Annotated in this window: 19 protein-coding genes; 5 read left to right on the forward strand and 14 right to left on the reverse strand. The window is 41.7% G+C overall.

Translation table 11 applies throughout. The features are described 5' to 3' along the window. Window positions 1-35: 35 nt before the first annotated feature. Window positions 36-1580 carry a hypothetical protein gene (locus H6G26_RS04940; protein WP_190728303.1) on the reverse strand — a complete coding sequence of 515 codons (1545 nt, stop codon included), beginning with the start codon at window positions 1578-1580 and terminating at the stop codon, window positions 36-38. A gap of 789 nt (window positions 1581-2369) precedes the next feature. Between H6G26_RS04940 and H6G26_RS04945 the strand changes: the two genes are divergently transcribed. The 3 genes from H6G26_RS04945 to H6G26_RS04955 all read left to right on the forward strand — a co-directional run bounded on the left by H6G26_RS04945 (window position 2370) and on the right by H6G26_RS04955 (window position 6024). Beyond that, on the forward strand, window positions 2370-3824 hold the full coding sequence (locus H6G26_RS04945) for an aminotransferase class V-fold PLP-dependent enzyme (protein WP_190728191.1): 1455 nt from the start codon (window positions 2370-2372) through the stop codon (window positions 3822-3824). Window positions 3825-3927: 103 nt separating this feature from the next. After that, window positions 3928-5214: a sulfite oxidase gene (locus tag H6G26_RS04950; RefSeq protein WP_190728192.1), complete on the forward strand. Its 1287-nt coding sequence runs from the start codon at window positions 3928-3930 to the stop codon at window positions 5212-5214. Between the two features lie 27 nt (window positions 5215-5241). Then, window positions 5242-6024, forward strand: a complete 783-nt coding sequence (locus H6G26_RS04955) for a sulfite exporter TauE/SafE family protein (protein ID WP_190728193.1) — start codon at window positions 5242-5244, stop codon at window positions 6022-6024. A 360-nt stretch (window positions 6025-6384) separates the two neighbouring features. Here H6G26_RS04955 and H6G26_RS04960 read toward each other — a convergent pair whose 3' ends face one another. The 6 genes from H6G26_RS04960 to H6G26_RS04985 all read right to left on the reverse strand — a co-directional run bounded on the left by H6G26_RS04960 (window position 6385) and on the right by H6G26_RS04985 (window position 12617). Then, the gene (locus tag H6G26_RS04960; RefSeq protein ID WP_190728194.1) at window positions 6385-7884 is read right to left on the reverse strand and encodes an Ig-like domain-containing protein; all 1500 of its coding nucleotides are present in this window, start codon (window positions 7882-7884) and stop codon (window positions 6385-6387) included. A gap of 68 nt (window positions 7885-7952) precedes the next feature. Continuing rightward, entirely contained in the window at window positions 7953-8726 is a 774-nt protein-coding gene (locus H6G26_RS04965) for a TIGR03943 family protein (RefSeq protein ID WP_190728195.1), read from the reverse strand. A gap of 69 nt (window positions 8727-8795) precedes the next feature. Then, on the reverse strand, window positions 8796-9851 hold the full coding sequence (locus H6G26_RS04970) for a permease (RefSeq protein WP_190728196.1): 1056 nt from the start codon (window positions 9849-9851) through the stop codon (window positions 8796-8798). A gap of 693 nt (window positions 9852-10544) precedes the next feature. After that, window positions 10545-11612 (reverse strand): WD40 repeat domain-containing protein, encoded by a 1068-nt coding sequence (locus tag H6G26_RS04975; protein WP_347242433.1) that lies wholly within the window; start codon window positions 11610-11612, stop codon window positions 10545-10547. A 71-nt stretch (window positions 11613-11683) separates the two neighbouring features. Further along, window positions 11684-11977 (reverse strand): hypothetical protein, encoded by a 294-nt coding sequence (locus H6G26_RS04980; RefSeq protein WP_190728197.1) that lies wholly within the window; start codon window positions 11975-11977, stop codon window positions 11684-11686. Between the two features lie 469 nt (window positions 11978-12446). Continuing rightward, window positions 12447-12617: a hypothetical protein gene (locus H6G26_RS04985; protein ID WP_190728198.1), complete on the reverse strand. Its 171-nt coding sequence runs from the start codon at window positions 12615-12617 to the stop codon at window positions 12447-12449. Between the two features lie 415 nt (window positions 12618-13032). Here H6G26_RS04985 and ald point away from each other — a divergent pair, with 415 nt between their 5' ends. Further along, complete coding sequence (gene ald, locus H6G26_RS04990) at window positions 13033-14124, forward strand: alanine dehydrogenase (protein WP_190728199.1); 1092 nt, start codon at window positions 13033-13035, stop codon at window positions 14122-14124. A gap of 447 nt (window positions 14125-14571) precedes the next feature. On the opposite strand, the gene H6G26_RS04995 is transcribed toward ald, so the two are convergent. From H6G26_RS04995 to H6G26_RS05015, 5 genes are all read right to left on the reverse strand, one after another. After that, a complete protein-coding gene (locus H6G26_RS04995; protein WP_190728200.1) occupies window positions 14572-15126 on the reverse strand; it encodes a Uma2 family endonuclease in 555 nt (184 codons plus the stop codon). 82 nt (window positions 15127-15208) lie between these two features. After that, window positions 15209-16264, reverse strand: coding sequence for a tRNA dihydrouridine synthase DusB (gene dusB / locus H6G26_RS05000; protein WP_190728201.1), 1056 nt, complete (start codon window positions 16262-16264; stop codon window positions 15209-15211). A 77-nt stretch (window positions 16265-16341) separates the two neighbouring features. Next, window positions 16342-17139: an Rpn family recombination-promoting nuclease/putative transposase gene (locus H6G26_RS05005; protein WP_190728202.1), complete on the reverse strand. Its 798-nt coding sequence runs from the start codon at window positions 17137-17139 to the stop codon at window positions 16342-16344. Between the two features lie 137 nt (window positions 17140-17276). Next, complete coding sequence (locus tag H6G26_RS05010; RefSeq protein ID WP_190728203.1) at window positions 17277-17675, reverse strand: hypothetical protein; 399 nt, start codon at window positions 17673-17675, stop codon at window positions 17277-17279. Between the two features lie 89 nt (window positions 17676-17764). Continuing rightward, window positions 17765-18646, reverse strand: coding sequence for an acyl-CoA desaturase (locus tag H6G26_RS05015; RefSeq protein ID WP_190728204.1), 882 nt, complete (start codon window positions 18644-18646; stop codon window positions 17765-17767). Window positions 18647-18818: 172 nt separating this feature from the next. Between H6G26_RS05015 and H6G26_RS05020 the strand changes: the two genes are divergently transcribed. Beyond that, window positions 18819-20048: a TetR/AcrR family transcriptional regulator gene (locus H6G26_RS05020; RefSeq protein ID WP_190728205.1), complete on the forward strand. Its 1230-nt coding sequence runs from the start codon at window positions 18819-18821 to the stop codon at window positions 20046-20048. Between the two features lie 715 nt (window positions 20049-20763). On the opposite strand, the gene H6G26_RS05025 is transcribed toward H6G26_RS05020, so the two are convergent. After that, window positions 20764-21114 carry a DUF5615 family PIN-like protein gene (locus H6G26_RS05025; protein ID WP_190728206.1) on the reverse strand — a complete coding sequence of 117 codons (351 nt, stop codon included), beginning with the start codon at window positions 21112-21114 and terminating at the stop codon, window positions 20764-20766. Between the two features lie 3 nt (window positions 21115-21117). After that, on the reverse strand, window positions 21118-21462 hold the full coding sequence (locus H6G26_RS05030) for a DUF433 domain-containing protein (RefSeq protein WP_190728207.1): 345 nt from the start codon (window positions 21460-21462) through the stop codon (window positions 21118-21120). Between the last annotated feature and the right edge of the window lie 69 nt (window positions 21463-21531).

Here is a 21531-nt window from a genome sequence, read left to right on the forward strand (position 1 = left end):
TGATTAGTATTAGACAAATGACTAATGACAACTAACTATTGACTCTTGGGGCGAAAATTCGGCAGTTCCACAGATGCCAATGATTTACGCCCCTTGGGTGGACGCTGGGGATAAACCACAGGTGAAGGTGATGTATCATTGATGTTCTCATCTAATGACTCTGGAGGCAAATTTGTCGCCGACAATTCCAACTGTGTTAATTGTGAAACTTCTGACCAGTAATCTTCAGTTCCTTCACGAAGCGTCTCAATATCAGGTGAAGTAGAGGAAACAGGTAAGTTATTGGTTGGTGAAACCATAAAATCTGTTGTGCAAGAAGTAGAGATACTTATAGAAGAATTGATTTTTGGTTCCAACTGCTCCTCCTGTAGATTTTCTAATTTCTCATCGTCTTCTAGGATTGTTGCTATCTCCCGGATAGGCGCATCACCCTGATTGCTATCTACATCAGTTTTTGCAGCAGGTGATGATGATGCAGATGCAGATTGAGAAGTAAAAAACATTTGGATTAGACTATCTAATTGCTGATCTAAATTTAATGATTCAGAAGTTGAAACAACTTCCGGTGTATCTGGAGAATCATCAATCTTTGGAGATGGGCCGGGTTCTGCTGGTGTTGGGGTATTTTGCTTAACTGACCAGTTCCAAGAAGATGATGGCGGCGGAGTCGGTTCATTTCTTTGGAATGGGATTGGTGCTGACGGTTCGCCCCAAGAATTATCTAGATTATCCAAGGATTCTGGTTCTCCTGACCAAGGTTGAATCGGCTGAGCGTTAGGAAATAAAGACCGAGCTTTTCTAGAGAATCTTCCTTGTTTACTAGTTATGTCTTTGGGATGTTGTGCAGTATCTTCTAGGGAGTCGTAGCTAGGAACTGATGTATCTAAACATTTTTCTAGAGCTGCTTTAAATTGCAGCGTCTGGCGTTGTTGCCGCATCAATCTAGTACGTAACTCCCGACAAACAGTTTCTGATTGCAATAGCTGCTGAGACTGTTCGCTGTTGTTAGTGTGTAGTAACGTGCATTCTCGCTCTAACTGGGCAAGGCGTTGTTGGCTAATTTGTAGCTGTGCTTTATAAGTATCAGTGAAAATTTCCTGGCGTTGAACAGTTTGTACAGCAGTTTCTAATTGTTGAAATAAGGATTTTATCTGATCTTGAGCCGCAGCCAGTTCTTGAACGTGTTGGTTGAGCATCGACTCAGTAACGCTAGAACGGGTTTTCTGCCACTGCAAAACCTTTTCTGACTCAGCTAAATTGTCTTTTAGCTGTTCCACTTGTTCATACAAGTTATTGTTAGCTGCACGCAATTCTTCGTTCAATGCCAGCAGGTTCTGAAATTCTGAGTCAATAAGTGCTTGTTTGCCGCTTTCAGGCTCTGCAACCCAGTCCTGCTGGGTGGTATCTTTTGAAAATTGTGTATCTTCAGCTGGCATCAAAAGTGGCATTTTTTTTACTACCATATTGTCATTAGGCACAACTGAGTAAAAGGGACAACTCGCCTGCTCCGATTGTGGCGAATTAGCAGAATTTAGGGATTCCATCACAGCCCCCTTGTTTGAGGTGTCAGCTTCATTCATCACTCTTGACCCACCTGCTTAAAAATATTCAGCAGTGCTGGCATTAGCATTGCTTATCAATTGTGTCTAATCAGGGTTTGCTCTAGAAGCTAAGTTTAACTCTCTCCAAGCACCAGCAATTAATCATCAATTGGTGTTCCCCATTTTGTATTTAGACTGATGCCGTTATAACACTATGATGCTCTTCCCCGTCAAGAAGAGACCCAAACAAAGGGATTAGGGCCGCCTCTGGAGATGGTCACAGAGGGGAAATCCGATGCTTAAAAACTAAAATGTATTGGCTGAGGAAGTTTTTCATGTAGAAAAACTTCCTCACCACATAAATTATTGTCTATAATCGCATCTACCTTAATATTTAAATTGTAAATGTATTTACAGATACATTTACAATTCGGATCTTTTATTACTTAGGATAGATGTTGGTACAAGTATCTCCTGCTTGATGATAATTCTGTTATTTTGGGCGATCGCCATTTATATATCAGCAAACAACTAAGAGCTTCTGTTAGAAGCGCTGACTCCACAAAAATTTAAAGTATACTTTAATACTTATTGCTAGTGTCTATAAATGTAGATTAATTTATAATACCTTTATTATAATTAAGTATTATCACGGATACGTTTTTAATTGATTTATTAAAATAATTGGAGTAATCGAGTTTTCTAGTAGTAAAAAAGTAAATATAAAGACTATTTAACCACGTAGTAATGTGATTATTGCGTTAGATAAAGCGTTGTAGCAGTTAGGCTCGTCCCAAAATTCAAACTTTAAAATAGGGGTTCTTAAAGATGACTGATGTACTTGCAATGGGTGAAAGCATAAAGCGAGAAGGTTTCCAATTACCATTGATTGCAGAAAATTTTGACAGTTTTTGGGACAAAGAAATCAGACCGTTATTTACAGATGAGTCTCTATCTTTCAAGGTAAAAACTCTTAACGGAAAATATGTCAAATATATCAACTTGGATAATGGAGCTACAACCACTCCCTTTGCAAGCCTCAAGCAGTATGTGGACGAAATGCTTGACACCTATGGCAGTGTACATCGGGGTTCTGGGCAAAAATCCATCATCACTACACGAGAGTATGACGCTAGTCGGAACGTCATTCGGGAGTTTGTGGGGTCATCTTTAGACAACTATGTAATTTTTGCAAAGAATACAACAGAGGCAATTAATGGAGCCGCCACACTTTGGGCAAAAAAACCTGGAAAAATCTTAGTTTCTGATATTGAGCATTCATCCAACCTGCTGCCTTGGGTTACTAGAGACGAAGTTGTACAGTACAGAACCCAGCCGGACGGAAGTGTAAGTGTTGGAGAAATTGAGAATATCTTCAAGGCACATCAAAATCTTCCCAAAGCAGAGCAAATTAAGTTAGTAACTATTACAGGTGCTTCGACAATTACAGGTTACAGACCCCCGATTTACGAAATCGCAACTTTAGCACATCGGTATGGTGCTAAGATTTTTGCCGATGTGTGTCAATTAATTCAGCATGAGCGAGTAGATATGCGTGCTGATAATGACCCATGTCATTTAGATTTTGTAGCTTTCTCTGGACACAAGATGTATGCGCCCTATGGAACTGGGGTTTTGCTGGGACCAAAGGAATTTTTTGACAGTTCTTATCCTTATCAAATTGGCGGTGGAAACCTGCCCTATATTACTAGAAACCTAGAGATTAAGCGTTTTTATACAGAACGGGCCCATGATCCTGGAACACCAAACGCAATGGGTGCGATCGCCATTGCCAAGGCGATTCAAATTATCGAAGCCCTAGGACGCGATCGCATTGCTCAGTATGAACACTCTTTAGTTGAATTTACATATACACGGCTTCAAAGTATTCCTGGTGTCAAAGTCCATATTCTAGGAGATAATTTAGCCCATGTTATTCCCTTTGATATTGATGGGTTTGATGGACGCTTAGTAGCAGAGATTCTGGCACAAGAATACGGGATTGGGGTTAGGGCTGGGGCTTTCTGCACATACGAATACATTCGCAAACTTAAGAATATTTCAGACGAGCAAGACTGCGAGATTGCGAAAGAAGTAGACAGAGGAATTACGCGCAACATTCCTAGTATTATCCGAGCAAGCTTTGCTGTATATAATACATTGGAAGATTGCGATCGCTTTATTGATGCGATCGCTCAAATAGCTAGAAACGGATTTACTTACTATTTGCCCAACTACACACAAGATGAAATAACTGGTATTTGGACAGCGATAAACAGCTAGTATTACCTCTTTTTCTCGCTAAAAAATATATGGCAGTAGGGGCACGGCATATCGTGCCCCTATGCACTGAAAATTACAAATCATTACAAGGAGGTAATATAGCTTGAGCGATGAAAACCTCTTTGACCAGGAGGATTATCTACAGGCACGGGTTGATCAGTATATCTGGCAAAAAAGTACAGATGCAGGTATTTCGCGCCAGCGCTTTCTGCAAATACTAGCCACTATGGTTGGTGCAACAGCAATCGGAGGGTTAGCCAAACCTGCGCCTGCTTACAGTCAAGCAGCTGTTAAAACTAAAGGCAGTAAAATACTCAAGCCATTACCACCAGGGTATATCTCTCATAGCAAAGGCACATTAGAGATGAACTGGGAAGCAATGTATGGGCGTGGTTATTTGGTACCAAACGATTGGTTCTATGTTCATAACCGCAGTACACCTCCGCCGTTTGACCCTTCTACATGGCGTTTGCAAATTCATGGAACCGGCGTTTCTGCCCCCTGTGAGTTCACTTACGATGAAATCATTGCCATGCCGTCCATCTCGGTCACTTGTGCCATAGAGTGTGCTGCTAATGGTCGGCGCTTCTTTGAAGAGGCTTACAACACACCACTCTCTGGAACACGGTGGAGGCTTGGGGCTATTGGTGTGGCTGAGTGGACTGGTGTACCACTGAGCATATTATTAGAGCGGGCTAAATTAAAGTCCACAGCAAAAGATTTACTTGTTGAGGGTACAGATGTAGATTCGCTGGACTCTAAGGGGACGAATAAATCTAAGTTCAACAATGTAGTTCCGATTGCGAAGGCATTAGCAGATAACTCGCTCCTTGTCTATGCAATGAACGGAGAACCATTACCTCCAGATCATGGTCAGCCCTGCCGTGCCTTATTTCCTGGTTGGGGAGGAAACGCCAACGTTAAATGGATTGAGCGAATTGAGGTTTCTGAAACACCGATATATACTCAGTGGGTAACGGAGCAGATGGTGCTGGTTGGTGCAGATTACCCAGCGATCGCACCGTATAAAGGTAAGCTGATTACCTATCAAAATGTTAAAAGCGCTTTTGAGTTGGCTTGGCCCGCTACGCTTTCGGCTCGAACTCACTTACTGCGTGGGCGTTCTTGGTCTGGGAAAGGAAAGATTGTCCGTGTAGAAGTCAGCCTAGATGGTGGCAAAACTTGGCAATTTGCACGACTGCGAGAACCAAATTTTCCATTTGCATGGGTACGGTGGGACATCGAATGGAATCCAGTTCCGGGGGAATATTTTCTCCAGGCTCGTGCTACTGACAATTTAGGTAATACACAACCGAGTACAGTTCCGTGGAATGATTCTGGATTGCTCTACGGAGGTGTTGTTAGCCATCCGGTGACAGTAAGGGGATGAAGGAGTTAGGAGTTAGGAATCAAGTGAATGATTGATTTTAGTTGGTTGATTTTAGTAACTGGGGGCCTAATATCTGGAGTCATAGCTGGACTTTTAGGAATAGGTGGCGGTATTATCACAATTCCTCTTTTAGTCACACTAGGTTATACTCCCGTTCAGGCGATCGCTACTAGTAGCCTTGCGATTGTGATTACTTCAATTTCTGGAAGTTTGCAGAATTGGCGAATGGGCTACTTTGACTTTAAACGAGTAATTTATTTAGGAATTCCAGCTTTTTTAACTACTGGAATAGGTGTATATTTCGCTAATAAAATTCCATCATACATAATACTATTTACATTTGGTATCATACTGCTTGCTAATATCTATTTGATTGAACTTCGTAAGCAACTGGTCTTCAAGGGAAAAGAGAATACAGCCCCAGTATTTAACCCCTTAATTTCTAAAATTGGCACTGGAGGAGCAGCAGGAATTTTAGCAGGTTTATTTGGCTTAGGTGGCGGTACTATAATGGTTCCACTACAAATTTTGCTACTAAGAGAAGAAATTAAAGTAGCAATTCAGACTAGCTTAGGTGTGATTGTCATCACTGGTTTAGCTGCCTGCACAGGACACACGTTAGAGGGAAATATTCTGTTTATTCAAGGTATAGTTTTGGGATGTGGCGGTCTTTTAGGCGTTCAAATCAGTACTCGCACATTGCCAAAATTACCAGATTATACTGTGAGTTTAGTACTTCGTATCTTCTTAGGAATACTATCAATTTATATTTTTTGGGAAGCTTGGATAAATTATCAAGTGATACTTTAAAAATCTTCAGATAAATGACAATTTGTTACCTTGTTACCATCAAGATTCCCGACTTTTTAAAAAAGTTGGGAATCTAAGCTTTTTCAACGAAGAGGTGTTTCTTGAAGGGAGCATAAACCAATTCGCAATTCGCAATTCGCAATTCGCAATTACGTTTTATCACAGGGTTTTAATCCCGTGACAAAACTTTTCGCCTTCAAAGGCGTTAGCGTAGCGGGACGAAGTTCGGTTTTAGACCCGATTGTTTTGATAATGCTTAGAGAAATTATCACTTTCTTCTGCCGTGAAATGAAGGTGAGAACATGGTTTTGAATCCCCATATAAATTATTCCCCCTGCTCCCTGCTCCCTTGCCTCTATTTCAAGGTAGCCAGCGAGGACGAAATCCAGCTAAGGGGAGTTGTTCTGGTCTAATTTCAACGGTTGCAGCATCAGCAATGGGTAACAAAGGCATTAACCACAAGCTACTGGTTGCGATCGCATCTCCATCATCAGTTTTCAAAGTGTTTGGTGGTAATGATGCTGGGAGGTTTGCCTGTGGTACTACTTGGTCAAATAACAAGCCCAAACCGTCAGCAGATAAACTCATTTGCACATTCCGTTGAGCGGGAGGCAGTACTAACAATGGTTTCTGTTGCCCGGTTTTTAGATCAATTGCCACTACATAAGGCTGTTCTATGTATTGTTCCTTGGATACTAGCTGTGTCAGCAAGCAATAGATAGTGGGTGAGGCAATATCAAATTGGCAGCTGAGAATTGAGCCTGTAGTTTTTAATAGTTGTTTCTGCACACCTTGGTTTGTTACTAAAAACAAATCTCGCGTGTAATCTGTATTAAACTTTACCATCGCTGCTTGAGAGCCATCTTTAGAGAAAGCCTGTACCAAACCAAACTGCGGGAGAAAATCTAGGGGTTTACTGGCATCACCTTGCAGTGGTAGGATGGCTGCTCCCTGTCCTTGGGCAACTGCTACGGCTTGACTATCTGGTGTGATCATAAAGTCTCCCCCAGGTTGGCTTTCCAGACGTTTAGGGGTGGGTTTTTCTGCTGAACCGTCACTAGTTGCTGGCATAAACCATAGCCCAAAGTCACCGGGATTAGTTTTATTGCCCCGTTGGATGACAATAGTTTGCCCATCAGGTGATAAGTCAAATTTTAGGTTTTGATAATCTTTACTATCTAAAACCAAGTCAACTCTGCCTGCTGGTTCTACTTCTTGTTCAGATTTACCAGTAACGCCTGTTGTCACCGTGTACAGTTGGGCTGAAAGTAAGTCTTGGTTGTTAGCAGCCCGAGCAGAAAATAAAATTTTCTCTCCATCAGGAAAGGACTCAAAGTCCATTACTATCAAGTCTTTAGGGGTAAGTAGTCTTTTTTGCTCTTCGGTTAAGTTGTAAAGAACTAATCGTCCCTGTTCTTCTTTATCAGTTCCTATGTAAAGAATAATGCGATCGCGTGTGCGGAAGCTACCAACAAAGGGCTGTATTACCCGATTTTTGCCTTCTTGCTCCGCAAACTGATCTTTAGCTCCCTGCAACTGCACTTTATAATTTGTGCCATAGGGTGCTGGTGTCACCAGTGTATAAACCATCCGCCGCCCTGCCCAGCTGAATTTACCTGCTAGGGGTGGCTCAATTTTTAAGTTTTCCTCTACGCTTTTTATTTCCATTGGGCGGCTGAAGGTGAGCGTGAAGGAGGTATCTTCTGCCCCAATTTGTTGATTTTGCCAGGTAAAGTCCCGGACACGGGCAGTGATTACATCACCTTGCATTATGATTAACCCAATCAGCACACTCAGCAGTAACATCAGTGCGATCGCTATCCGATCCAGGGGTTGGATAAATGCTTTAGATTTAGTCATTTGTCATTGAGCATTAAGCATTGGGCATTGGGCATTGAGCATGGGGGGCATTGGGCATCAACAAATGACTAATAACTATAAGGATTCTCCGGTTGAGGAATCTTTTTCAGAGAGGTAGCGGCAATGGTAAGTTGGCGTTTATCTGCCAAATTTTCTGTCACCATTTGCCCTTCAACTTCCAGCCAGGTATCAGGGGAGTAACGCTCTTGATTTTCTTGTAGTTTGACGGGTAATCCTACAGGGTAAGCATCTGCTGCACAACAAGTTAAGACAAATCGGGCTAAAAATAAATATTCTTTTCCTATATCTGGCGGGTGGATCACAAATCCCTGCACCTTGACTTTTTGTCCCGTATATGCATCTGGCTCTGGATAGACATTGACAGTGCGTACCCAGTCTACAAGCGATCGCTCTTCTGGACGAACAGTTACCCGAAAGGCTTGGGGTTTGACACGTGTGCTTCCCAATAAATCAGCCGTTACACCCCTTTGGAGTGCTTTGTCACTAGCAAAAACTTGCGGTGTAATGATAAAACCTAGAATTGCTGTAGTCAACAACAAAGCGCTGCCCCAACCAGGGGGAAATAAACTAATATGCTGCATGTTTGACGTAACATCACGGCGACGCCGTTGCCAAAGTTCCTGCATCTTAAAGAAACCAATAATGATGAAGCCGATACCAGCCACAATCACCAACCCAAAGAAATTTGGGTGAATCAATAGGTTCAGCTTGTTAGTTAGCCAATATCTCAACATCAAAATGCCCCAAGCTGTAATTGCTAAGGCATCCAGCCAAGGGAGTAACAAATTTTGGATTTTAGATTTGGGATTTTTGTTAGCCATTAATCAAGAGTCAGGAGTCAACAGTCAAGAGTCAACATTTAAACATTCAATGGACTATTGACTAATGTTTTAAAAAACGTGTAAATTCAGGAAAAGGGTGAACAAAAATGTCAATTGTGCTGCTAAAGCAAATAAGTAAAAAATAGTTTTGGGTTTAAAAATAGATAACATCAAACCAACACTTTTGATGTCAATCATTGGCCCAAACACTAGAAATGCCAACAATGAACCACTGCTAAAGGTTGAGGCAAAAGATAAGGCAAAGAAAGAATCGACTGTAGAACAAATTGACACCACTACTGCTAATATCAGCATGACCACAATTGAGCTAATGGGGCCAGCTCCCAAACCGAGAATTAATTCGCGGGGAGCTAGGACTTGAATAGCAGCAGCGATCGCACTTCCTAAAATCATCACTCCGCCTAATTCTCGCAATTCTTGGATGCTATTATCCACAACTAGGCGCAGTTTATCTGTAAGCGGTTTATTCGGATTAGAAACTACGGTAGTAGCCTGTACCAAATTAGGATCTATCCGCATAGGTATACCTGCTTTTCCTCCTAAGATATAAGTCCCGGATTGTAACAGATTCGGTACTGTTGCTTCCTGTTGTACTTGGTAACGCTTACCACGGCGTTTGGTTTCAGGTTGTGCAGGTGGATTAAACTTCATATACCGAGCGATCGCAGGTTGGACTATGGGATTTAAGTCCTTTTGAAAACTAAAAACAAACCCGATAATTGTGGCAATTGCTAGGGAAAATACAACTCGTAAAACCACTATTTCTGGCTGATCTCGAAATGCTGTCCAAGTTGCCCAAATTACAATTGGGTTAATTGTTGGTGCTGCTAGCAAAAAACCAATTGCGACTGGTGTGGGTACTCCCTGCATTAGGAACCGCCGCGCTACCGGTACATTCCCGCACTCACACACCGGAAATAAAAAGCCGATCATGCTACCAACTAAAGCACCCAGCAACGGATTTTTGGGCATTTTTTCTACTAATTTGCGCTCATCAACAAAAAACAGCAGCAAACTGGAGAATAAAACCCCAAGAAGCAAAAAAGGCATCGCCTCGACTAGCAGACTTAGAAATATTGTAAAACCATTGTTCAGTTGATTCATGGGCGTCGCAGTCAAAAGCGGTTTTTAGTTTTAGGGTTCTGCCTAGTCATTCTATCGAAATGGGGATCAAAAGCAGTTCGGGAAAATTAAACATTATTTAAGTAGCAAGTTGTCTTCCGTTTCAAGTAGCGTTTAAGCCCTATAAACCTTTGCTTCAGCCAAGATAGTGATATTTACCTGAGTGCATTTACTGAAGATGACCATTTCTAAGATTGTCTAAGTTCAGAAATTGTTCCAATCTAGAGGGCAAGTAGCTGCATAGATGATTTAGAATAATCTATGTTTATACTTACAGTAATTTGCTCGATAAGATATTAACTCGGCTGTATTTTCATCAAGGATTCACAGTTCTTCAACAATTGGGGGTAGGCGCACCCCATCGTAGACATCGCTCTTAGTTGCTAGCAGCATTGATTTTAGCTAGTTTTGGCAAAATTTTATCTAAGCTCTGGTTGATTTTTTACTATAAAAACTCTAAAAATGCAAGATTAAAGTTTAGCAAAGACGGTAAATGATTGGGGAAATTTTCGGCGTTAGCGATCGCCTGACTTTCTAGATGGCATAAAAAGTCGAGCGATAACGAGTTACTAAACCTTGGAAGGAGCGTCAAAATCCCAGACAAGTATATCCCCGATTTCTTTAAGAAGTCGGGGATATAGTCTACCAGTTCAGGATTATTTTGTCCGATCGCTGTTAATTAGGTTTTGATGGAGTTCCCCAAATCTTGATTTGTTGATCAAATCCACCACTGGCAAGAATTTGACCATTTGGACTAAAAGCGATCGCACTCACCCAGTCTGTATGTCCACTTAGTGTATTTATTAACTCACCTGTAGTTAAATTCCACATTTTAATCCCATCTCTGCCGGCACTAGCAAGGGTTTGACCATCAGGGTTAATAGCGATCGCATTTACCCAGTTATTATGTCCTGTAAGGGTGCGGACTAATTCTCCAGTATTAATATTCCACAGCTTGACTGTGCGATCGCGGCTTGCACTAACTAATGTTTGTCCATCTGGTGTAAATATGACAGCGCTAACACCATTGGAATGAGCTGCCAATTCACTTATTAATTGACCAGTACTCAAACTCCACAGCTTGATTACACCCTTATTATCACCGCTAGCCAACGTCTGACCATCAGGACTAATGGCTAGAGTATAAATCAAATTATCAAAACGTACTAGAGTCCCTAAAGGGCGTTGCTGTAGCAAATCCCATATCCGAATTCCATCCAAAGCTCCACTGATGAGAACTTTGCTATCAGGAGACACCGCTAAAGATAACACGTTGCTGGTATGTCCTACAAAAGAGCGGGTAAATTTAAAATTTTTCAGGCTCCAGAGGTTAATCGTGTTGTCAGTACTACAGCTAGCGAGGGTTTGACCATCTGGCGAAATCACTAAAGATTCTACGGCTGTTTTGTGTGCTTTGTTAATATCCGCCAACTTTTTGCCGTTTGCTGGATTCCACAGGCGAATTACACCCTCGTTTTCTGCACCTCCACTCACAAGCATTCTGCTATCTGGACTGAAAGCGAGAGATTTAACAGTTCCTTTATGTCCTTTGAGTGTGTAAAGTAGTTGGGCATTAGCAAACCTGCTGTTAGTTTGATAGTTTGGTGTTACTTCAATAGCAGCATGAGCTTCATGAATATAAAACCCTTCCCAGGTAATCACTGGAAGGGCAACAGCTGCCATAAATGCCAGGATAATATCCGGGCGCAGAAAATTACCCCCACCTCTTCCCTGACTACTCACTCTTTTTCCTCACTTTTATAGATACGGTTACATCAATTTTGCAGAGTTATTACTTAACAAATCTGCACTTCCTAAAGAGGTGGTTTTTTCTTAGAAACGCTTAACATTGGTAAAGGCGCACTAGAAGAACGAGAAGGCAAATAATGTTGCACTATAGGCTCCTCTGGTAGAGGACGACGCTGCTGGAAACGCCACAACTTAAAAGCTAGCGCTATCCCTGTTGTTCCCAAACCAAAAGCGAACAACGACCAGCTATCATTCAATCCGCCAATTAGGGCATCTATAGCACCCATCGTCACCAATACACTGATTAGTGGCTCTTTTCGGTAGGTTGACTTCAAAAAACGAGGTAATACAGCATTCATCACAGCTTGGTTGGTTCCAGTTCAGCTTTTGTGTATATTTACCAAGAATACCTCACCCGTAATTTGCCTATCTCATTTAAGGCAGATACTAATTATAATTTTCTTTAGTAGGGGAGGAAGTGGACTCATTAATCGCCTTGTATAATAGTAGTAGACTGTGGCCGAAGTTCGCCTACCTTTATCTATGGGATTTTGCTACTTGCCAAGTTTTGTTAATTGACATAGTGGTTGCATTTCCGCCGTACTGTACTAGTTGCAAGTCTATAATATTTCTATAACTAATAAATATTTCGATTCCTCTCTTGCTTACATTCTAGGGCAATAATTTATGAATAAGTCTAATTGAAAGTATCTAGGGCGAAGTACTTCGCTATCAATTGTTAAAGTCGAAACCAACTGGATTGTTCCAGCTGGTTGAAACTCTTTTAACTACTAGCTTACAACTTCTACCTTATGCTTGTAGGTGGCACTACTTCAGACCCAGCCATGATAGCACCCCTTGATTGGTGACGGATTCAATCACCAGCAGCAAGGCAAAGCCAATCATTGCCGCTCGGCCATTTAAGCGTTCAGCATATTCGTTAAAGCCAAACTTAGGCTCCTCTAGTTTAGGTGTAATCGTTGGTTGTGTTTGTGTCATTTTTGTGAAACCTTTTTTCGGCAAACGGGACTTGATATTAGACTTCGCAGCAATTGTCTAAGAAGGTGGGGATAAACGCTAAAAGTTAAAGGAATTATTTGCCCTTAACTTTTACCTAGACTTGGTAGCTTATAAGCTGATTGCAGGCTTGAATACCAAGATGACTTGAAAAATTCAGCAAAAGCTTCCTAGTAGGAAGCTATACAATCGCTCTTTTAATAAATTGTTACTATTCTTTATATATTGTATAAATACTGGGGCAATAGTCAAGGGTAAGAGTTTGAGGCTACTCAGATTAAATTGAGAAACTTAGGACACAGATTAACTATCTCTAATACAGCTATCTGTAATAGATCAGTAGCAAGCTTGAAATTCGCAGGCTACAGTTAAACAAAAAAATTATCAGAGGCGATATATGGAAATTGGCGTTCCCAAGGAAAATAAAGATCAAGAATTTCGGGTAGGTTTAAGTCCTTCTAGTGTGCGGGTGCTGCGGGAAAATGGTCATAGCATCTTCGTACAGACGCAAGCAGGTAATGGTGCTGGATTTTCAGATGACGACTACAGAAGTGCTGGAGCCGAAATTGTCCCCACATCAGAAACGGCTTGGAATCGGGAATTGGTTGTTAAAGTTAAAGAGCCGCTAACATCTGAGTATAAATTTTTGCAGAAAGGGCAGATATTATTTACTTATTTACATTTAGCAGCCGATCGCAAATTGACAGACAATTTAATTGATTGTGGCACAACTGCGATCGCTTACGAAACTGTAGAACAACCTGGTGCTAATAGACTACCCTTGCTTACCCCCATGAGTGTGATTGCCGGTCGGCTTGCAGTACAATTTGGGGCGAGATTCTTAGAACGTCAGCAAGGTGGCAGAGGAGTTCTTTTGGGCGGTGTACCTGGAGTTAAACCAGGCACAGTAGTAATTTTAGGTGGTGGCGTTGTCGGCACAGAAGCAGCTAAAATTGCCGTGGGCATGGGTGCTAGCGTACAGATTTTAGATGTGAGTGTCGAGCGCTTATCTTATTTAGAAACCCTCTTTGGTTCTAGAGTCGAATTGCTATACAGCAACTCCGCCCATATTGAAGCCGCAGTCATTGAAGCCGATTTGCTCATCGGTGCAGTTTTAGTGTTAGGACGTAGGGCGCCAATACTAGTATCCCGTGAATTGGTTAAACAAATGCGTCCTGGTTCTGTAATAGTTGATGTAGCTGTTGATCAAGGCGGTTGTATAGAAACTTTACACCCCACATCCCACACAAATCCGGTATACCTTGAAGAAGGTGTGGTGCATTATGGTGTTCCTAATATGCCAGGAGCAGTACCTTGGACAGCAACTCAAGCACTCAACAACAGTACATTACCTTATGTCGTCCAGTTGGCGAATTTGGGAATTAAGGCACTGGAAGTTAACCCAGCATTAGCTAAGGGTGTGAATGTGCAGAACCATCGCTTAGTGCATCCTGCTGTGCAAGAGGTATTCCCTGATTTGGTAAATTAAGGCGTGCAAGGATTAGGCGATCGCTTATTTTAATACAGGTAGCGATTGGTAATTAGACTAATTTTCTTGCCAAATGCGCGGATGGGTAGGTGTACAAAATGAGAAGGGGCAAAAATTGCTGTACGCTCCATCTATACAAGACTTTGAAGGCAATGGCACTTTCAAACCATCCGCGCACCTTATGGGAACTGGGTTTCAGCGATTTGCATATTGTTGTATAACTATTCTTTGTGCTATGATTCGTTCATTCGCGCAACTGCACCTTGAAAACCAAATACAGTAGCGCTTTCAGATTCCAGCGATTGCAATTCAATAAAATCCCTATTAGGGATCGAAACAGTGTTCTTGATTCTAGTTGGGTAGCGCCGGGCCAAATTGCAATTCAATAAAATCCCTATTAGGGATCGAAACTTTTTGACTCTTTGAAGTGTAAGTTCTAATTCATTTTCAAGGCAATAATTCGTCTACAGCTACACTAAAACCCAGTAATACTTTTTGAGTACTAACCACATCACCAGCTTTAAACCCCAAAACCTGATTATCAGTTATTACAAAAACTAACCGACTTTCAGGAAATACTAGCCAAACTTCCTCGCAACCAGACTGCAAATACTCCTGTGCTTTGAGAAATAATTCTTCAGCTAAATCGGTGGGTGAAACTATTTCAGCAATCAACGGAAAACTCTGTGGCAAGGTGGCAACATCACCAAACTGAGCTACCAATTCAGGCGTAAGATAAGCTACATCAGGACGGCGACCCTGTTTATATGTGCGACAAGGTACTTCAGTATACACTTTCCCACCTTGCTGATTGGAATTGATGTAACTTCTCCAGTAAAAGTAGATGTTGCCTTGAATTTCGCTATGTTTTAAGGTCATCCCTATTTTTTCTACTAGTTGCTCATCTACCCACTCCATCCCCTCTGGAGGATTTGCCATGAAGTCTTCTAATGAGAGGATTTCAGGGACGGTTACAACATCATTTTGTTTAGAGACTAACATTGCGATCGCCCACTTTATTTACGTAGAAAATAATAATTTTAATTGTTCTATTTGACATAGATTTTGTGGTGAAATGCATTTTTTAAAGCATTACCAAACTACCTTGTGCTTCTTCTTCAAGTTCATAACCATTAGCCAATTTTTCAATTGCTTGATCAATCATTGCCAAACCTTGATCTACCTTTTCAACTAAACTTAGCTGTCCTCGAAGTTCGGCAGCACCAACGAAACCTTTAGCATACCAAGTCATGTGCTTACGGGCTTGACGCACACCGCGATCGCCTTTATATTCCCACAAGGCTTGTAAATGATCTCTTGCACATTCCAATCGCTGAATCGGGGTTGGTGACGGTAATATTTCCCCAGTTTTTAGGAAGTGATCAATTTCTCCCACCAAAAAGGGATAACCTAAAGTTCCACGGGAACACATCACACCATCAGCGCCAGTTTGTTCTAAACATTTCACTGCCGCCTCAACGGAAAAAATATCTCCATTCCCAATGACTGGGATAGAAAGCACTTCTTTCACACGGGCAATCCATTCCCAACGGGCATTGCCATTGTATCCTTGAGCGCGGGTGCGTCCGTGTACTGTAATCATTTTCGCCCCTGCATCTTCCATCCGCTTGGCAAAGTCGAGAATAGTAATTTCGTTGTCATTCCAGCCAATACGGGTTTTTACTGTCACAGGTACATCAACAGCTTTTACTACTTCCCGTACAATTGCCTCTGCTACTTCTGGTTGCCGCAACAACGAAGAACCACCACCATTTTTAGTGATTTTATTTACCGGACAACCCATATTAATATCAACAGTATCAGCACCTTCGGCAACTGCCTTTATTGCTGCTTCTGCCAGAAAATCTGGACGACAATCAAATAATTGAATGCTAATTGGGCGCTCATTTGGGTCTACCTCCATGATTATGGGTAGCTGCTTGACATAATGCAACCCTGTAGCATTCACCATTTCGGTATACATCATCGAATCTGGTGCATAGCGACGCACAATCCGACGAAATACCATATCTGTCACCCCAGATAGAGGCGACTGGAGAACCCGACTTTTTACCTCAAAGGAGCCAATTTTGAGGGGTTGGGAAAGTCTAGCTTGGAGAATGGGGGAAAGCGAAATCATACAAAACAATTAAAAATTATGGGAATGGAAAATAGTAGGAATATTTAGGGGTAACTGTGATGAGTGCTAATTGTAGGTTAGGTATCCTGACTTGGAGGCTGTTTTTGCATTTCTTGCTGAACTTCTTCTAAACTCAAACCTAACTCTTTCGCTGTTTCTTCATAACTCAATCCTAATCTCAACAATAAAGGTATCATTCTAAACTTTTCTTTCAGCGCTCCTTCTTCCTTGCCTTCTTGATAAACTCGTGTTTGTTTCAAATCACTTAACCCAAACATACCTTCAATCTCCTCTCGACTCATCGTCGGAAACTTATAAACCAAAATTGTCTCTATTAATTCTAGTAACTGCCGCCGTTGTGGTTCAATGTTAATTTCTTGCTGGGTTCTGTCTATTAACCGCCTAGCAGATGTAATTGCTGTATCCTCTTCATCGATAACTAATTTCATGGTAGCAATTCCAACTGGCAGTGATGCAGTTTCACCTAATTCATTAAGATAAATGCGACTGATGCGATTGCTAGTAAAAAATTCGCTGTAATTGTTGATATCTGCTGTATCTAGACTGCGATTCGGATAGATAACTACTCCTCGCCATGAATTTTTAGGTTTATTTTTACGTAAGTATAAACAAATTTCGGAAATTAGGCGCGAATAAATTTCTGTGTCGGGTTGAAACTGGACTTCAACAAAGTAAATCGGATTTTCTTGCCCTTGTGTTGGGAGAAAAACACCATCTATGCGAAATGCAGTTTGCTTGATTTCAATTGAGGAGAATTTATAACCCTCTGCCGTTTGGGGTGAATTACCAATTAATTCAAAAAAAATGCCAGGAAGTTCTTGAAAAAGGCGATAAAAAATGCTGTCAGTTTTCACGCTTGGTGTATTGCAGTGATTTAAACCGTTAGATTTTACCGTGAAATAGCTAGTAACAGATTATTTAATTAGACTTAATAAAATGAGGAGCAATTTGACTTATATATGTTATGTCAATTTGTAGATAGTTTACTACGTCACTCTTTCAATACAAGACTAGACCATAGCAAAAAACCTATCAGTAACAGTCCCATAAATCCATCTAGCCAAATTAGGCTATGCATTTTCAAAGACATGGGAGCAACCATCGGGAAAAGATAATGGACTGGACTGGAGATACTAGTGATTGAGTATAAGACTAATAAAAAGTACGCTAACCAAAACATACTTTTGGTGTAAAACCAATATCCCAACAGTCCTACTGGAGTCATCGCAATTACAGTGCTAATTACTCCAACAGAAGTGAACCACTGTGGGCCGGGATATCGGCTTAAAAATAGTGCATTGTCTATGTAGTGTAGCCAAGTAGAAATAAGGTTGAGTGTGATGACAGCTAGCAGAATCGTCTGGCGAAACCTAGAAGTATCAATCATCATGTAAATATGCAATTAAAATGCGTAATAGTTTATTAAGCCGACTACGAAAAGCAATCGGCATAACAAATTCTTGATAATTTAGTTGCAATTTAGCCGTTATTTGCACCTTGAGGGGGACGCGAAACAACTTTTTTGGCTAAACCCAAAGTCTGCAAAACTAGAATGCTCCACCAAGTAACATCAATCTCCCACCAAGACAACCCAGATTTCGCCATGTGGGGATAAGTATGATGGTTATTGTGCCATCCTTCTCCATAAGTTACGATGGATACCCACCAAAGATTACGAGCGCCATCATCAGCATCAAAGGTGCGATAACCCCACAGATGTGATGCTGAGTTCACAAACCAGGTTGAGTGCCAAAGCAAGACACACCTGAGAAACACTCCATAGAAAACAAAAGACCATCCCCCTAAGGCATAAAGCAGCAGCCCAAAGGGTATTTGCAACAGCAAGAAGTAGCGATCCAGCCAGCGATAAAAGGGTTGTCTTGCTAAGTCAGGAGCATATTTTTTATAGGTGTCATAGTCAAAAAATTCTGGACGCGGGTAGAAAATCCATAGTATATGGCTCCACCAAAATCCTTTTTGGGCAGAATAGGGATCTAGGTCAATATCTTCCGTGTGGGCGTGATGCTGGCGGTGTCCACCTACCCAAAAAATTGGCCCACCTTGCAAAGCCAGCGCTCCAATGAGGGCGATCGCATACTCTAACCACTTAGGAACTTGGAAACTCTTATGGCTCAGTAGTCGGTGATATCCCAAGCAAATACCAATGCTCCCGAATAACCAGTGCAGAAACACTAGCAAACCTAATGCTGGCCAGGAGAAAAACCAAGGAGCCAGAAGTGCTAAGGCATGAAATACACCAAAAAATACCACATTTATCCACCTGAGTTGAGGTGAATTTCCTCTCTCAGGAGCGATGGTTTCGCCAACGCCTTTAGCGATCGCCCCAAAATTTGCGGTCATAAAAATTCCTGTTGATGAATGATCAAGCGATTTGCTTTTTCTTAGGTATAATCCCACAGGGATTTCCCCGCCCTGTATACTAGTCCGTTACAGGAGAGTAAAGCAAGTATCACTTACATTTGTTATGCTAGCAGAAATCTGATACCGATGCAAGTGCCACTTGCATTATTTTATGTCATCTCAACTCATTTCGACTCGTCAACGCCTAATTCAAGCTGCACTTGAGTTGTTTTCTGCTCAGGGAGTTAGCGCTACCACAACCCGCCAAATTGCTGAAAAAGCCGAAGTTAATGAAGTGACTCTATTTCGGAATTTTGGCAATAAGCATGGACTGCTTTTGGCTGTGCTGGAAGAGTCCGCAGCTTTTAAGGATTTAGGTGAATCGCTGGTGCGGCGGGCAACGCCTCCCGGCAATGTCTACCAAGCTCTTAAAGATTATGCAAGTGACACTTTACATACATTAGAACGAGTGCCAGAGTTCGTCCGGTCTGTGGTAGGTGAAGCCGACCAATTTCCGGCAGAAAATCGCCGCGCACTAGGCAGGGGAGTAACAGAGGCAAACCGCTATGTAGCTCAGTATTTAGCTACTGTAATCCAGCAAGGACACCTAAACACCTACTTACCGGCAGAGAAATTAGCTAGTTTGCTGAATGGGATGATCTTGGGATATGCCGTCATTGAGTTTACCAGCGAATTTCACGAACTTTGGGAGGATCGCGATGATTTTCTGGAAAATTTGGTGGAGTTGTTTTTACATGGAGCCATGTCATCTTCAGCAGAATCAGCAACTACCTGCTTCCAAGGAGGATTTAACACCACAGAAGTAGCTGATTTACCAGCTAGTTTAGTTAACGAAATTCTGCAACAAGCAAGGAAATCGGGAATCCGAGATTATGCTTTGGCTTATGTGTTATTTGGGGCTGGATTATCCACTACAGAAGTAATTCGCTTGGAACGATCGCACCAAATCAACGATCCTCAAGGGCACTTTTTACAAATCACAATCCCCGGATTTGTCCGTCAAGTACCTGTGAATCAGTGGATTTTGGGCAAACGCTACGGTTCTTTTACCAATAATCCCTTAATCAAATGGCTGAAAAGTCGTAAAGATGCTCAAACAGCCATGTTTTTGAATGAAACAGGCACACTCATGACAGAATCAGAGCTTGAGGCACGTTGGCAAATATGGAGTGAGAAATTATTAACTCCCCAAGGACAAACGCCAGCCATAGCACAAGCACAACAAACCTGGCGTGTAGAAATGTTAATGCGGGGAATCACCTTGGAAAATCTGATTATTTTAACAGGTTGCGATCGTATGCAATTACAACCCTATGCCCGCCGAGCTAGAGAAAAAGCCGCCCTAGAGCAAGCAACCCGTTTAGATCATAAGCCAGGATAGAGAGTGGAGATTTAAATCAGTTCACTGTTCACTGTTCACTGATAAATAGGCTTGTACTAAAACAAACTTGTTATCTGATAATGCAGATACTTGATGACTGATAATTAAATCGGTCAGCACGATGCAGTTAAATGATTAAGGTAAAACAACAGAGGTTTGTTTACCATTGTTGTTTGCACCATTCAAGATTGTAGCTGTACTCTCAGATGGGGATTGGGTGTTGCTCGAACGGCGTGATAATTTCTTGCCTTAACCCAATTTACGGCGAAAGCGATCGCGCACAAAAGTATCATAAATATAATTCAACTATAAGAATTCTATTTGATTGCGTGAAAAAAACTCAGTAGACCTTAATCTTCTAAAATCCTTTAGTTAGTGCCGAATGGAGTAACAGTATGTCTGAAGTAGCAAGTTCAGAGCAGGAAAATTCGGTTCTTTTGGATGTGGGTTGATTTTCGCCAGTCAGAACCCGATCCCATGAAGCAACTAATCTGGGGAATTACAGATGAACGAAAATCTTAAATCCTTGCGCGATAAATACGCTTAAGGTCATAAACAACACTCCCTTGTGCAGCACATCACGAAAGAGCTATTTAGTGGAACACACCCCAATAATCGCTCCTTTGATGAAACGGCGATTGCTTCCTCCACATTAGAAAAGCGATCGCTCTCTCAAGTCGATTAATTTCATTTTGATTGGCGATCGCTATTACAATCAAGAAAAGGGAATGAAAAGGATCTGACCTTCATATTCACCAAACTTACTGCAACGAACGAATAAATATAAGTCGTCAATGACCTGTCCGATCGGAGCCGTTGCAATAACTTCAACAACTCCAGGCATAGACAAACCTTTGTTGATTCGCTCATAAGCATGGACAGTAATCGTTGCTATATCATGAGTAAGCAAGATGCGTTCTTCATTGGCTGCCCACTCTAAGATAGTGGAATCATCAGTATGGATTAGACCTACATCTTGGACACGAACAATATCCAATCTAGGTAAACGTCTGATCAAGCCCCGCAATATCGAGCCATTGAAGTTCTCATCAGTCAATAGACGCACTGGCTATAATTCTCTTTGGGGCTGATAGCGATCGCCTAAGCGCTGCCTAAGATTAGCTAAATTATACTGCTGGACAAATTGATTTCGCTGTTGTTGAGCTTTTTTGCGGCGTTGCTCTAGGTAATTGTCGATTTCTTGGCGATGGGTGAGATAGTATGCGAGCGCTGCGTATATCTCCCCTAAACAGAGAACGGGATACTGAACAGCAATTTCTTCAGGTGTAGAGCCGTTATGGTATGTTGCTAGCAAGCTATCAAGAGTAACGCGGCTCTGACCAATGCGAATACCTCCAGCTTCATCCCAACGAAACGGTGGAGCGGTAACCTGAAATTCGATTTGAACGCTCATGGGGGCAATTCTTGGATTTGTGGTATTTCTGTCTTCAGTTTACTTTACCCGTTAAAGAGCGATCGCCCT

This window comes from Nostoc sp. FACHB-888 (assembly GCF_014696655.1).
GTDB lineage: Bacteria > Cyanobacteriota > Cyanobacteriia > Cyanobacteriales > Nostocaceae > Nostoc.